General features: G+C 63.9%; 12 protein-coding genes. 7 read left to right on the forward strand and 5 right to left on the reverse strand.

The features are described from left to right. The first annotated feature begins 43 nt into the window (after positions 1–43). Together FGL95_RS15230 and FGL95_RS15235 are read left to right on the forward strand one after the other, a co-directional pair. Positions 44–778, forward strand: coding sequence for an SDR family oxidoreductase (locus tag FGL95_RS15230; protein WP_169588282.1), 735 nt, complete (start codon positions 44–46; stop codon positions 776–778). Between the two features lie 23 nt (positions 779–801). Further along, on the forward strand, positions 802–1404 hold the full coding sequence (locus tag FGL95_RS15235; protein WP_169588284.1) for a DJ-1/PfpI family protein: 603 nt from the start codon (positions 802–804) through the stop codon (positions 1402–1404). A 41-nt stretch (positions 1405–1445) separates the two neighbouring features. Here FGL95_RS15235 and FGL95_RS15240 read toward each other — a convergent pair whose 3' ends face one another. Beyond that, complete coding sequence (locus FGL95_RS15240; protein ID WP_169588286.1) at positions 1446–2378, reverse strand: alpha/beta fold hydrolase; 933 nt, start codon at positions 2376–2378, stop codon at positions 1446–1448. Between the two features lie 201 nt (positions 2379–2579). Beyond that, entirely contained in the window at positions 2580–3524 is a 945-nt protein-coding gene (locus FGL95_RS15245) for an alpha/beta hydrolase (protein WP_169588288.1), read from the reverse strand. A 94-nt stretch (positions 3525–3618) separates the two neighbouring features. On the opposite strand from FGL95_RS15245, the gene FGL95_RS15250 reads away from it, so the two are divergent. The 3 genes from FGL95_RS15250 (at position 3619) to FGL95_RS15260 (ending at position 7222) form a co-directional block, all read left to right on the forward strand. Then, positions 3619–4848, forward strand: a complete 1230-nt coding sequence (locus FGL95_RS15250) for a PucR family transcriptional regulator (RefSeq protein ID WP_169589059.1) — start codon at positions 3619–3621, stop codon at positions 4846–4848. A 136-nt stretch (positions 4849–4984) separates the two neighbouring features. Beyond that, positions 4985–6484: a flavin-containing monooxygenase gene (locus FGL95_RS15255; RefSeq protein WP_169588291.1), complete on the forward strand. Its 1500-nt coding sequence runs from the start codon at positions 4985–4987 to the stop codon at positions 6482–6484. Positions 6485–6577: 93 nt separating this feature from the next. After that, positions 6578–7222 carry a class I SAM-dependent methyltransferase gene (locus FGL95_RS15260; protein ID WP_169588293.1) on the forward strand — a complete coding sequence of 215 codons (645 nt, stop codon included), beginning with the start codon at positions 6578–6580 and terminating at the stop codon, positions 7220–7222. 32 nt (positions 7223–7254) lie between these two features. Here FGL95_RS15260 and FGL95_RS15265 read toward each other — a convergent pair whose 3' ends face one another. Beyond that, complete coding sequence (locus FGL95_RS15265) at positions 7255–8634, reverse strand: NHL repeat-containing protein (RefSeq protein WP_169589061.1); 1380 nt, start codon at positions 8632–8634, stop codon at positions 7255–7257. A 54-nt stretch (positions 8635–8688) separates the two neighbouring features. Between FGL95_RS15265 and FGL95_RS15270 the strand changes: the two genes are divergently transcribed. Both FGL95_RS15270 and FGL95_RS15275 read left to right on the forward strand, forming a co-directional pair. Then, a complete protein-coding gene (locus tag FGL95_RS15270) occupies positions 8689–9210 on the forward strand; it encodes a glycine cleavage system transcriptional repressor (RefSeq protein ID WP_169588294.1) in 522 nt (173 codons plus the stop codon). A 121-nt stretch (positions 9211–9331) separates the two neighbouring features. Further along, positions 9332–10765, forward strand: a complete 1434-nt coding sequence (locus FGL95_RS15275) for a glyceraldehyde-3-phosphate dehydrogenase (RefSeq protein ID WP_169588296.1) — start codon at positions 9332–9334, stop codon at positions 10763–10765. Here FGL95_RS15275 and FGL95_RS15280 read toward each other — a convergent pair whose 3' ends face one another. Next, positions 10766–12163 carry an amidohydrolase family protein gene (locus FGL95_RS15280; protein ID WP_169588298.1) on the reverse strand — a complete coding sequence of 466 codons (1398 nt, stop codon included), beginning with the start codon at positions 12161–12163 and terminating at the stop codon, positions 10766–10768. It abuts the gene before it with no gap. A 56-nt stretch (positions 12164–12219) separates the two neighbouring features. Then, complete coding sequence (locus FGL95_RS15285; RefSeq protein ID WP_169588300.1) at positions 12220–13437, reverse strand: multidrug effflux MFS transporter; 1218 nt, start codon at positions 13435–13437, stop codon at positions 12220–12222. Position 13438 lies beyond the last annotated feature (1 nt).

The following is a 13438-nucleotide window of genomic DNA, read 5'->3' on the forward strand; positions in this document are numbered from 1 at the left end:
ACTCGGACAATAACTATCCGCGTTAACTCACCGAGGAGACATCATGCGTATCGCTATCGCTGGATCGACCGGACTCGTCGGCCGCAACGTCATAACCGCAGCGACCGCCGCCGGGCACGACGTCATCGAGCTCGCCCGCGAGCATGGCATCGACCTCACTGCGCCCGATGGCCTCGCCGACCGGCTCGCCGGAGCTGACGCGGTCATCGATGTGACGCAAAGCCCGACCCTCGACGAGGCCGAGGCGAGCGAATTCTTCACCACCGTTGCGCGCAACCTCGGCGAAGCGGCAAAGTCTGCCGGTGTCGGTCGCACGGTCGTGCTCTCGATCATCGGCGTCGACGACATGCCCGACTACGGCTACTACGTCGCCAAGCTCGCTCAGGAAAACGCAGCCCTCGCACACGCGCCAGGCGTCCACATTCTCCGAGCGAGCCAGTTCCTCAATTTCCCAGGTCAGATGCTGGATTGGTACCGCAACGGCGACACCGTGACCGTCCCCGAAATGAAGACGCAGCCGGTTGCGGTCGAGGAGATCGCCAGGCTGCTGGTCGAGCTCGCCGACGGCACCGAGGCGCGGCAGCGCGTCGAGTTGGCCGGCCCCAAGCCGGAGGATCTGGACGATCTCATCCGCCAGGTCGCCAAGTCGCGCGGCGATCAGGTCACGGTCGAGACGGTCGTCGAAAGTCAGGCCATGGCGGACGGCGCGTGCCTCCCCGGACCCGACGCGGTCATCGCCGGCCCGGATTTCGCTACCTGGCTTGCCGCCCAAAAATGATGTGAACGGCGCATGCTTGGTCCGTGCGTATCGAGATACTGGTTTTCGAAGGTTTCGACGCCCTCGACGTCGTCGCTCCATGGGAGGTATTCGTCCGCGCGGCGGCCTTGGACACGAACCTCGACGTCGCCCTCGTTCGCGTCGGCGGGCCACAACTCATCCGGGCAGCGGACGGACTGGAGCTGAACGTCGTCGAGGAGCTCGGCAATCCCGACGCGCTCCTCGTTCCGGGCGGCAGCTGGGTTTCGGGTGAAGACACCGGCGTGCCAAAGGAATTGCGCCTCGGCACCCTGCCGCGCCTGATCGGCGAGCTATCGAGTTCGGTCCGCTGGGTGTCGTCGGTCTGTACGGGCGCACTCCTGCTCGGCGCAGCAGGCCTGCTGCAAAACCGCAACGCGACGACGAATCATGCAGCACTGGAAGAAATTTCCCGCTACGGCGCCCACGTACGCAATCACCGCGTCGTCGACGACGGCAATATCGTGACGTGCGGCGGCGTCACGGCAGGAATCGATTTGGCGCTCTGGCTCGTCGAGCGCGAGATCGGCGCCGATGCTTCTCGGGCGCTCGCCAGTGCGATCGAGTATCCGGTGCAACCGGACGTGTGGCGTCGCCCACCCTCGTGAGTCTTTTAGGAGTCCAGAGACTCCTAAAAGACTCACGAGGGTCAGGGGGTTGCGCGGCCCACGACGAGATCGGTTGTCTGCGTGACCAGGTCGGGCTGGGAGAACTGGATGTAATGGTCACTGCCGGTGGCGAGGATCTGCGGCGTGCGGGGAGCCAGGGCGACGAAGGCGTCTTCGGCCTTCTGAAAGCCCAAGTTGAGAACGTCGGACGTCAATCCCGGCGGCAGGGTCGGTACGGCAAACGGCTCGGTCTTGGTGAGGACCGCAAGCGGCATTGCGGGTAGCGCGGGAGCAGCCTGCACCTGCGCGATGCTCGCGTCGATGTCTACGCGCTCGGAGTCCGGACTCTTCATCGACGGCATCGGAGCCTGCTCGAGCGGCGGGTTGAGCAGTTGGTCGCGATAGATCGCCCACACCGGACCGAGCGTCTCCGGCAACGTGGGGCTCAGCGAGTCCACGAACACGATGCCTTTGACCTGGTCAGGGTACGTCTTGCCGTACAGCAGGCTGATGAGCCCGCCCAGCGAATGGCCGACCAGAACGAAGGGTGCTGCGACTTCAGCGGCTGCCAGCGTTGCATGCAGTTCGGCGACCAGGTCGGCTGCAGTACGAGGCTGTGGCACCGCCGTGCTGCGGTCGGTCAGCGGACCGTCGCCTTCGTACCGAATGGTCCCCGGGCGGTCGTACGCGCAGACGCGGTGTGACTTCACGAGCGCCGGGAACACGGCCGGCCCTTTCGCCGGCGCGAGCAATGACAGTGCATCGTCGCTCGTCCAAGTGTCGGACGAATCGTGATAACCAGAGACGAGGACGACCGTCGGCGCTCCGCTGGAGTTGCTGCCCTTGCAGGTCAGGTAGATGTTTCGGCCACCGATATCGACCGACCGGGCGAAATCGTCGCTGTCGTCTTTCGTCGATGACGAGCACGACGTCAGCGTGAGCACGGCAATTGCAGCGATAGCCAACGAACGCATTCGGCTCCTTCGCAGGAACGTTTCGACAACCGATCATATAGTTCGCCCGGCCGATATACCTGCCCTTATGCGCTCGCCTTTTGGACGGCGACAATCACCGGCTGCGGGTCTACAACCTTCACATTGGCATCACGGAGGAAGCCTGGGAACGTGGCCTCGAAGCGATGAGCGACCGGGGATTCGAACCCTTCCCGGGCCCTTTCATGTGTGGATCGCTTTCGTTGTGGTGGTGGCCGGGTTGGTGCTGAGGTGTTGGTGGAGGAACTCGATCTGGTCGGTGAGCGCGCGATGCTGCCAGGGGCCTTGGTAAACGTCGAAGTGGTCGACAGGGTAGGCGCGGACCTCGCCGTAGCGGCCGGCTTTGGCCGCGGCCCGCTTGGCTGCGGCGGGAGGTGCGACGGCGTCTCGCTCGCCGTACTGCACGAGCAGTGGGGTCCTGAGCTGATGCGCCACGCGACCCGGGCGATTGATTGCGACCTCGAGAATGGCGCGCGCGCAGACTTCGTTCCGCCAGGTCGGTCCAGCGAGTGCCAGGTAGCCCTCTAGCGCGCCAGGCGAGCTGATGACCGAGGTGGATTCGGGCTCGCCAACGATCGGAATGCGGTGTGGTTCGCGGTGAAGCAGCGCATGTGCGGCGTCGCGGAGTCCGTGTCCGACGAGCGGTGCGAGCTTGCGCGGGTGGCGTCGGACGATCGCGCCCAGCGCCGCGAGTCCGTCCATCGCCGGGGTCAGCGAGAGAATGGTCGCGATCCGTTGGTCCGCGACGGCGACCGGCAGGACGTGGCCTCCCGAGTACGACGTACCCCACAGGACGATTCGTTCGGGGTCGACACCGTCGATCTGCCTCGCGGCGGCGATCGCAGCGTGGTAGTCGGCGCGCTGTCGCCGGTAGGAGACCCGTTGTCGAGGCGAGCCCTCCGAGTTACCGAAGCCGCGGTAGTCGAAGACCACGACGTCGAGCCCGGCGGCGGCGAAACCTTCTGCAAAGGGGAGGAGGCCGGTGTCGCGGGTGCCCCCGAATCCGTGGGCCATAACCACGCAGGGCAAGCCACGTTCGCCGAGGAAGGTGTCGCTCGAGGCGGTCAGGTGTTGGGCTGCGCAGCGAGTCCCGCTGCTGCTGAAGGTGAGCTCGCGCTGCTTGGTCATGCCGAAAAGTTACGTCCGGTCGGGCCCGCTCGATACGGGCCATGGCCCATATCTCACCATTTAGGGTGTGCCGTGGCACACTCTGATCGTGGCTATGGATTCGCACCTGAGCGGCCTTATCAGCGCGATCGCCCAACGAATGCTCGCCGACGAGGACGCGCTCGTTCGTGAGATGGACGCCGCGGCGTTCGAGCTGGTGCCCACCCTCGGTGCCGACGCCGCGATCGCGGCCGAGGTCGGCGCAAGCAACCGCGCCAACCTCCGCCGGTTCTTGACCGTCGCGCAGCACGCCGACTCGCCACCGCCTGTAGAGGTGCCGCCGGAGGCCCTCGACATCGCGCGCACGCTCGTGCGTCGCGGCTTGGAGTTCGACGCGATATTCCAGGGCTATCGCGCTGGACAGCAGGTCGCGTGGCAGCGCTGGCTCGAGGCCGCGTCCCAAGTGGTCGAGCCGGGCCCCGAGTTCGCGGCCGTCCTCGAAGGGTCACTCGCGCTGCTTTTCAAGTACGTCGACGACGTGCTGAGCCGGGTATTGGCTGAAGCTCAGCGCGAGCGTGAGGAGATCCTGGGTGGCGCCCTCGCTCGCCGCACGGAGACCGTACGGCTGATCCTCGACCACGCTCCCATCGATGAGCGCACGGCAAGTGGCCGCCTTGGTTACGAGCTGTCCCGACGGCATACCGCGGTGGTGCTCTGGGCAGAGGCAAGAGTTCCGCAAGGCGCGCTGGAATCTGCGTCCGAACTGCTCGCTAGCGCAGCGGGGGCACGCCGCCCACTCGCGATGGTCGCCGGCACGTCGACGTTGTGGGTGTGGATCGGTACCGGGGCCGAGCCGGTGATCGGGGACCTTCGGGCGGCATTCGCCCAGACTCCGACGACCATCCGAGCTGCGGTCGGACCCACCGAACGCGGCATCCTAGGATTTCGCCGCTCGCATGACGCCGCGCTGGGTGTTCACCGCCTCCTCGCCGGCCATCTCGAAGGCGAGCGTTTCGCAACGTACGCCGAGCTCGAAGTGACCGCCCTTGCCGCCCACGACGAGCGGCGGGCAGCCGAGTTCGTCGCGGCCACATTAGGACCGCTTGCCGCAGACGAGCCCAATGCGGAGCGCCTGCGTGAGTCGCTGCGGGTGTTCCTCGACGAGGCCGACCACGCACCGCGGGCCGCGGCACGCCTGCACACCCACCGCAACACCGTCTTGCAGCGGATCGCGCGAGCGACTGAATTGCTCGGCCACGATGTCGGCGAGCGTCGTCTCGCGCTAGCGCTTGCGCTCGAGCTTGCATACCGACTCGGCCCTCGGGTGCTGGTGAGGACGACTTAGGTCGGCTGCCCTACGTGCCACCGCACATAAGAAGGATTGCTTTCTAGGCGAGGGCACATTGGGTCGTGCGTTGCGTTCGTCCATTGTTGGTGTACACGAGCTGTGACCCACAGCACGCAACAACTGCGAGGATCCCATGAATGCACAGCACTTCGACGTCCTGATTATCGGCGCTGGCCTGTCCGGCATCGGCACCGCATGCCAGATTGCCAACGAGCATCCCGGCAAGTCGATCGCCGTACTGGAGCGTCGTGAGCGGCTCGGCGGCACCTGGGACCTGTTCAAATACCCGGGCATCCGCTCGGACTCCGACATGCTCACCTTCGGCTACAAGTTCCGTCCGTGGCACGACCTGCGGGTTCTCGCACCCGGCGAGACGATCCGGCAGTACATCGCCGACACCGCAGCAGAATTCGGGATCGACAAGAAGATCCACTACGGAATCAAGATCATGACTGCCGACTGGTCGAGCGACGAGTCGCGCTGGACCGTCGTCGCCGAGCATGAGGAAACCGGCGAAACGCGCACCTACACAACGAGCTTCCTAGTCAGCGCGACCGGCTATTACAACTACGACAACGGCTTCCTGCCGAGCTTCCCGGGCGCCGAGAAGTTTAAGGGCGAGTGTGTGCATCCCCAGCACTGGCCGGAGGATCTCGATTACACCGAGAAGAAGGTCGTCGTGATCGGCAGCGGCGCCACGGCCGTCACTCTGGTTCCGTCGATGGCCGGCACCGCCTCGCACGTGACCATGTTGCAGCGGTCGCCGTCGTACATCTTCGCGTTACCCGCGTTCGACAAGATCTCCGAGGTCCTGGGCCGCTTCCTCCCCGCCAAGTGGGTGTTCAGGTTCGCGCGTCACCGCAATATTGGAATCGCGCGCGCTCTCTACGTGGCCTGCCGTCGCTGGCCCAAGCCGATGCGACGTTTCCTGCTTTCGGAAGTACGCCGCCAAGTCGGCCCCGACTTCGACATGACCCACTTCACGCCGAGCTACATGCCATGGGACGAGCGACTGTGTGCAGTTCCCGACGGCGACTTGTTCAAGGTGCTCAAGGCCGGCGAAGCCTCGATTGTCACCGACCACATCGACACGTTCACCGAGACGGGCATTCGGCTGAAGTCCGGGCGAGAGCTCGAAGCGGACATCATCGTCACTGCGACCGGCTTGCAGATCCAGACCCTCGGCGGCGTGCAGCTGTCGGTGGACGGTGAGGCGATCGCGCTGCGCGAGCGGATGACCTACAAGGCAGTGATGCTCGAAGACGTTCCCAACATGGCCTGGATCTTCGGCTACACCAACGCGCCGTGGACTCTGAAGTCCGACATTGCAGGTGAGTACATCTGCCGACTGCTCGAGCACATGGACGCCAACGGCCACACCGTCGCAACCCCCCGAGACCTGGAGGATTCCGCGCTTGACGGCGGCATCTTCGACGCGCTGCAGTCCGGCTATGTGCAGCGCGCCAAGGAGACACTTCCTCGTCAGGGCGCCCGTGGCCCCTGGAAGGTCCTGATGAACTACAAGCAGGACTCGAAGATTCTCCGCGAGAGCCCGATCGACGACAGCCACCTGCACTTCGAGGGCGCAGCTGCGCCGTTCGAGACAGTCGACCTCGTCGATGCAGCCAGATGAACGGGCCACGATTCGCCAGAACTACCTCGAGATCGACACGACGCGTCCCGGTCGGGTTGACCTCAACCACAGTTCAGGATGCAAGGTGATTGCATGACAACTGCGGAACGCTGGGACACTGTCTACGACAACGGCAATGCGCCATGGGTGATCGGCCGCCCCCAACCGGCAATCGAGGAGTTGGAACGCGACGGCTGGATCCGCGGGCGGGTGCTCGATCCTGGTTGTGGCGCGGGTGAACACACAATCCTGCTGACGCGTCTCGGCTACGACGTGCTCGGTATCGATCTGTCGCCCAGCGCCGTTGCGGAGGCGCGGCGCAATGCCGCCGAAAAGGGCGTGCCCGAAGCAAGGTTCGAAGTCGGTGACTCATTGCACCTGGGCGACATCGGTTTGTTCGACACTGTCGTGGACAGCGCGTTGTTCCACATCTTCGGCACGGACCCCGAAGGGCGTGCACAGTACGTGCAGAGTCTGCATTCCGTCGTCAAACCCGGTGGGCTTGTGCACGTGCTGGCATTGTCGGACGCAGAACCCGGCTTCGGTCCGCGGATCGGTGATCAGCTAATCCGCGAATCATTCAGTACGGGATGGGAATTGGAAGAGCTGGGGCCGAGTCGCTATCACGGCCGCGTGACCGCGTTGGTCGCCGACCAGGCTGCGCAGGCTGGGCTGCCGAGCGAGGGTCCCGTCGACACGACGGCGTGGCTGGCAAGAATCCGCCGGCTACCCTCGTGAGTCTTTTTGGAGTCCCTGGACTCCAAAAAGACTCACGAGGAGATTCGCAGGACTCCGCTGAGCGTTCCTTGTAAGACTTCGCCGTCGCGTGTGATGAGCGGCGCGGTCTGCAGGGTGTCGTTGACTATCGTTCCGGGTAGGCCATGGGTGGCCTTCACCGCGCCGGTGTCCGGGTCGAGGACCGTGAACATGAAGCCGTCCAGCGGAGTCGTGGCGTCCGGGCCGACCCGAGTGGTCGTGTAGATGTTGCCGTCGGCAGTCGAAATCCGCGGGACGGCCGCGCTACGGACCTGGTTGTCCCAGACTGTGCGGCAACCACTTTCGTCCACGTCGACGCGCGTCATCCCGCCCACGAACGGTGCCGATTCCGGCTGCGCGGGGCCGGCATCGCCAGGGACCGTGGGGTATGGATAGCCGTAGGTGCCTGCGACGAATACGGACCCGCCGATCCCGATGGGGGAGTTCTCGCTCCCCGGACCGCCTTGGGTGAGCACGGGTTGCGAGCAGACCAATTCACCACTGCCGGAACGGTATACGAGCAGCCGGACCTGGCGGTCGGCGTTGTCGACGATGGTGAGGTAGTCGCGCCCGAAGTAGGTGGGCGTCGATCCGGTGCCCCAACTGAGCTGACCCGGTTTGCGTGCGGAGCCACGGTCGTACGTTGCGCGCCAAGCGATTCGGGGACGACCTGCGCCGTCGGCGGTCAACTCGTAGAGCGCGTGTGTCGACGCGATCGCGACGCTGCCGTTCGGTGCGGCCGAAATGCTGTTCGCTACGTGCTCGCCTGCCGGCAGGTGCACGGTCTCCACGGACCCAGCCGCATCGACCACGCCGATGAGGCCGTTGCCGGTCGCGAACCACACGTTGCCGTCCCAGTCCGGCACCAGACCGGTCGCGCCGTCGTCGGACGGGATGACGCCTGCGAGGTCGACAGCATGGTCGACGGTCAGGTGCCAGGCCCCTGACCGATCACGCGCATGCCCGACTCGGACCAGTTGCCGGTTCCCATCGACGGCGATCAATCGGTCGTCGTTGTCGAGGTAGGCGTACACCCCGCCGAGCAAGCTGCCCTTGGCGAGCGCGAGCGAAGCCAGCGGGCCGGTGGGGTCGAGCAGATAGACGGTCGGGACCTGACCGAGAATCGCCGTGCACAGCGCAACAACGAGCCCGTCCGACCCCTGCAGAATCGTCGGACATGCGGCAGCCAAGGGATATCCGGAAACCGAGACGGTGGCCGCCCCAGGTCCGGAAAGTGTTGTCGAGTCCGATGATTGGGCGTCGCCGTGCATCGTGGCTGTGCCCTGCGGACCGAGGAATGGATTGTGGGGCGGCACCTGATCCCACGCCGATTCGGCCGATGCCGGCGTTGCGACGAACGCAACGGTGCAGGCGATCAGTCCGACCGTGCACATGCGGATCCCCGACGAATGCACCGTGGGATTACAGCAGATAGCTACGATCGCGAGATGCCACGCCTCGTTCTGACAGTCATCGGTGACGACCGCGCCGGGCTTGTTTCCTCGCTTGCCGACGTCATCGCTTCGTATGGCGGCAACTGGGAGGAAAGCCAGATGGCGGAACTCGCCGGAAAATTCGCTGGAATCGTCGTGGTCACCATTCCGCCGGAACGGTTCGACGCATTCCTGTCGGCCACGCGCACGCTCGAAGGGCTCCTCGAGGTGTCGGTGCATACCGGGGCGCACGACCGTGCCAAGGCCGATCAGGAATCGACGGGGCTGACTCTCGCGATTCTGGGTAACGACCGCCCTGGCATCGTGCACGAACTGTCGACGGTGCTATCGACCCACGGGTTGAGTATCGAGCGGATGACGACGAACACACGGGAAGCACCGATGGCGGGTGGCCTTTTGTTCGAAGCGACAATCGATGTTCGCGTTCCGCCGCAGCTCGATTTCGCCGACATTCGCGCCGAACTGGAGCGGATAGCTGCCGAGCTCGTCGTCGACTTGGAAATCGATCGGTCCTGATAACGGTCCAGGTGATCTAGACCTCACCGACCGCCCATCGAGTCCTGTGCGGTGATCGGTGTTGCCTAGGATTCAAATGCGCCACCTGCCAGAACGCACGAATCGACCATAGGACGACCGAGTGACTACCGAAGAACTGTCTCGCTGGAACACCCAGGAAGCGATCGCTGAGTCGATGATTCCGATCATCGGCACGCTCCATCGCACGACGGGTGTGACTATCCTGCTGCACAGCCGTTCTTTGGTGAACAAGTCAGTTATCAGCATTCTTCGGACACATCGATTCGCACGGCAGGTGACAGGCGACGACCTGTTCGTCAGCGAGACCTTCCCATTTCTGCAGGCGCTCTCGGACCTCGATCTGGGGGCAGCGAAGATCGACCTCGGCCTGCTGGCGATGGCGTATCGCGCGGACAACCGCGGACTTTCCATTCCTGAATTCACCGCCGAGTCGCTGCGGGACGTGACGGGTGCCAACAAGAGCGAGCCGCAGGGCCCACGCGACGTTGTGCTCTACGGTTTCGGACGCATCGGCCGACTTGTTGCTCGCTTGCTCATCGAGAAGGCCGGGTCGGGTAATGGCCTGAATCTGCGGGCCGTCGTCGTGCGTAAGGGTGGTGCAGGTGATCTCGCGAAGCGTGCCTCGCTGCTGCGTCGCGACTCGGTCCACGGTCACTTCAACGGGACGATCAAGACCGACAACGACAACAATGCCCTGATCGCCAACGGCAACGTCATCAAGTTCATCTACAGCGACGACCCGGCGAACGTCGACTACACCGAGTACGGCATCGAGAACGCGATCCTCATCGACAACACGGGTAAGTGGCGTGATCGCGAAGGATTGACCAAGCACCTGCGACCTGGCATCGCAAAGGTGTTGCTGACGGCGCCGGGCAAGGGCGATGTGCCGAACATCGTGCACGGCGTCAACCACCGGACGCTCGACCTCGAGCAGCAGATCTTCTCGTGCGCATCGTGCACGACCAACGCGATCGTTCCGCCCCTCAAGGCGATGGACGACGCGTTCGGCATCACGCGCGGTCACGTCGAGACGGTCCACTCGTTCACCAACGACCAGAACCTGCTCGACAACTTTCACAAGGCTGACCGTCGCGGTCGGTCCGCGCCGTTCAACCTCGTCCTCACCGAGACCGGTGCCGCGTCGGCGGTGGCGAAGGCGCTGCCGGACCTGAAAGCCAAGATCTCCGGAAACTCGATCCGCGTTCCTACGCCGGATGTGTCGGTCGCCATCCTGAATCTGCAACTGAAGCGGGAGACGACCAAAGAGCAAGTGCTCGACTCCCTGCGGCAGGCATCACTGTCCGGCCCGTTGAGCCGCAACCTCGACTACACCGCCGCGACCGACGCCGTCTCCAGCGACTTCATCGGATCGCGCGCAGCCTGCATCATCGACGCGAACGCAGCGATCGTCGACGGCGACAGCGCAATCATCTACGTCTGGTACGACAACGAGTTCGGCTACTCCTGCCAGGTCGTCCGCACCGTGCAGTTCCTCTCGGGAATCGAGTACCCGACCTACCCGAAGGTGTAGTTAGGTGGCCTCGACCCGGTGGCCACGGACGTAGACCTCGGTGATGGCGGGCTCTCGAATACCCATCAGCAGGGCGAACAGTTCCTGATCGCTTGCTAGTTTCGGGTCGTCGGAGCGGGTGAGATTCGTCAATGCGGCGTCGAGTGTGGGCGTCTGCGACGGGTCGACGATGATGAAGTCCGCCTCCTTGCCGACGTCGAGGTTTCCGAACCGGTCCTCCATGTCGAGCGCTCTAGCGCCGGCGAGCGTTCCAAGGAACAGCATTTCGCCGGGATGCATCGACACGCCGGCGTCGCCGGCTTCGGAGATGTGCACCTTGAAAGCATCCGACAGCACCTTGGAAATGAGCCATTCGTCGCCGCCACCGAAGTCGGTGCCTGCGGAAATGTTGACGCCGGACGCAACGGTCCGCTTCCACGGCATCGTTCCGGACCCGAGGAATTGCTGCGAAACCGGGCAGTGCGAAATCGAGGTGCCGGTTTCCGCCATGCGTTCGAGTTCGACGTCCTGACAATGCACGCAGTGCGCGAGAATCGTTCGACGGCCGAGGAGGCTCTTGCCGCCAACGGTGGAGCCGGGCAAGAACTTTCCGTCGTACGTGTCCAGATACGAATTGACTTGGTACAAATCCTTGGTCGAATCGACCTCGCCGGTTCCGGGTCGGTTGTTCTCGTTCAGATGGCTGTGGACATAAACGCCACGATCACGTACCTCGTCGTAGAGTTCGCCCAAATTCTTCAAGGTTTCGGTGGTCACCGACAGCGAGAATCGGGGAACGATCGCGACGTGGAGCAACGCGGTCGCGACGTCACCGGTATCGGCGGCGTGCCATTTTTCGATTTCTTCGCGGGTCAGACGAATAGCGTCTTCCTCCGACGTCATCAGCGGCGTCGCAGTTTCACCACCCTGCGTTTGGATGCCCCGACCGCTGACGACGCGCAGACCTACTCGAAGGGTTTCCGCGAACAACGAATCCTGTGCGTGCGGAAAAGCTGAGCCGAACACCATCGCTGCCGTCGTGCCCGCAGCAATTCGGCGCGTGCAAAATTCGACGGCCGCCTGTTGGGCGAAGTCTTTGTCGGCAAACCTGGATTCCGAGGGGAAGATGCACAGGTTGAGCCATTCGAGGAGCTGGCCGCCGCCGTATGCGTCGCCCGCATAAGTCTGCGGGAAATGAATATGGGTGTCGACAAACCCGGGGAGGATGAAGCCAGGTCTGTGATCGAACACCGTCCCGCTGTCTTCGGGGGCCTCACTTCTGTTACCGCAGAACGTGATTCGACCTTCATCGTCGATCACCAGAGCGCCGTCAGGAATCGAAACCAAGGCGTCGGCCGCGTCTGTGACTTTCGGGGCACCAGTCACGTGGTAGATATGCCCGTAATGTACCTGGCTCACGAATTCGAATTGACCATAAATGTCATTGGGGCGCAAGACTGGTGGTCGAAAAAGGCTTACGGTTGGTTTTCCGTGACCACTTGCCGATTACGAGCAGACGTTGCCGACAACAGTAATGCGCCCGCAACCAGACCGACTGTGACGTATAGCCAGCCGATCGGCGCCTGCGACTCTTCGGGCAATGCGCCTGCTGCGGCCATTGCCACACTGACGATGAGATAGCACCCGGCGCTCACCATCCCGCCGATCAAACCCAAGTTGCGCGTGAACAGACCGAGCGCAAGTCCGTACATTTGCGGACACAAGACCCCGCATCCGGCGAGCGCGAGACATGCGCCCAGCGTGATCGCCCACGCGCTCACCCCGATGGTTGCAGCCGACACAACGAGCACGCCGGCCCCTGCTGCGAACAGGGCCCAGGCGCCGAAAGCGAGTTGGCGAGTGGTGATTCGGGCGGCGAGCGTGCCGCAGGCGAGTTCACCGACGAGGTTGGCGCCGCCGACTATCAAGGCGAAAAGTCCGTACATCGCAGGACTGAATCCGAGCTCGGTCTGATATAGGAACGGTCCGACGACGCCGAACACGAGCTGGGCGGAGGCCATCAACCCGAAGATCAAGACGAAGCTGACGAATACGCGGTGTCGCAGCACCTCGGTGAGGACCCGGCCGGTCGCCTTCACGTCGAGAGTGGACCGGTTCATCTTGTCGAGCGTTTCGGGGAGGGCGAATGCGACGGCAAGGCCGACGATCGCACCGATCGTCGCAATCAACGCGAATATCCAACGCCACGAGATGAATTGGACCAGCACGCCGCCGACTGCCGGGGCAAGTACGGGAGCCAGGCCCCACGCGGCGCCGAGTAGACCCGATACCGATACCAGCCGATTGCCTTTGTAGGTGTCTGCGGCGATGGCGTACGACAGGACCAAGCACGCGCAAGCGCCACTTCCTTGGACGAAACGAAGCGCGAGGAGCGCCGCCACGTTGCTCGCAACGGCACAGCCGACGCTGGTCACGACGACCAGTCCGAGGCAACTGAGGAGGACGCGCTTTCGTCCCCAGATATCGGCGGCGACGCCGACCGGGATGAATGCGAGGCTCATCCCGAGCATGTATGCGGTGACGGTGTTTTGGATGAGCGCGTTGGACGAGTGCAGATCGATGACCATGTCGGGCAGCGCGGGTGTGTAGACGTCGAGCGGGATCTGGCTGAGGGGAACCACCATCAGCAGGATGGGAAGAATGCGCCGTGGCACGACCTGGGATTCGGTCATC

It is taken from the genome of Antrihabitans stalactiti, from assembly GCF_012932915.1.
Classification (GTDB): domain Bacteria; phylum Actinomycetota; class Actinomycetes; order Mycobacteriales; family Mycobacteriaceae; genus Antrihabitans; species Antrihabitans stalactiti.

What these genes read in the sequence shown, in the direction of transcription:
- FGL95_RS15250 (WP_169589059.1), top strand. Translation starts at nt 3,619, where the DNA reads ATGGATTCGCACCTGAGCGGCCTTATCAGCGCGATCGCCCAACGAATG.
- FGL95_RS15265 (WP_169589061.1), bottom strand. Translation starts at nt 8,634, where the DNA reads ATGTGCACGGTCGGACTGATCGCCTGCACCGTTGCGTTCGTCGCAACG.
- FGL95_RS15240 (WP_169588286.1), bottom strand. Translation starts at nt 2,378, where the DNA reads ATGCGTTCGTTGGCTATCGCTGCAATTGCCGTGCTCACGCTGACGTCG.
- FGL95_RS15270 (WP_169588294.1), top strand. Translation starts at nt 8,689, where the DNA reads ATGCCACGCCTCGTTCTGACAGTCATCGGTGACGACCGCGCCGGGCTT.
- FGL95_RS15230 (WP_169588282.1), top strand. Translation starts at nt 44, where the DNA reads ATGCGTATCGCTATCGCTGGATCGACCGGACTCGTCGGCCGCAACGTC.
- FGL95_RS15285 (WP_169588300.1), bottom strand. Translation starts at nt 13,437, where the DNA reads ATGACCGAATCCCAGGTCGTGCCACGGCGCATTCTTCCCATCCTGCTG.
- FGL95_RS15260 (WP_169588293.1), top strand. Translation starts at nt 6,578, where the DNA reads ATGACAACTGCGGAACGCTGGGACACTGTCTACGACAACGGCAATGCG.
- FGL95_RS15245 (WP_169588288.1), bottom strand. Translation starts at nt 3,524, where the DNA reads ATGACCAAGCAGCGCGAGCTCACCTTCAGCAGCAGCGGGACTCGCTGC.
- FGL95_RS15255 (WP_169588291.1), top strand. Translation starts at nt 4,985, where the DNA reads ATGAATGCACAGCACTTCGACGTCCTGATTATCGGCGCTGGCCTGTCC.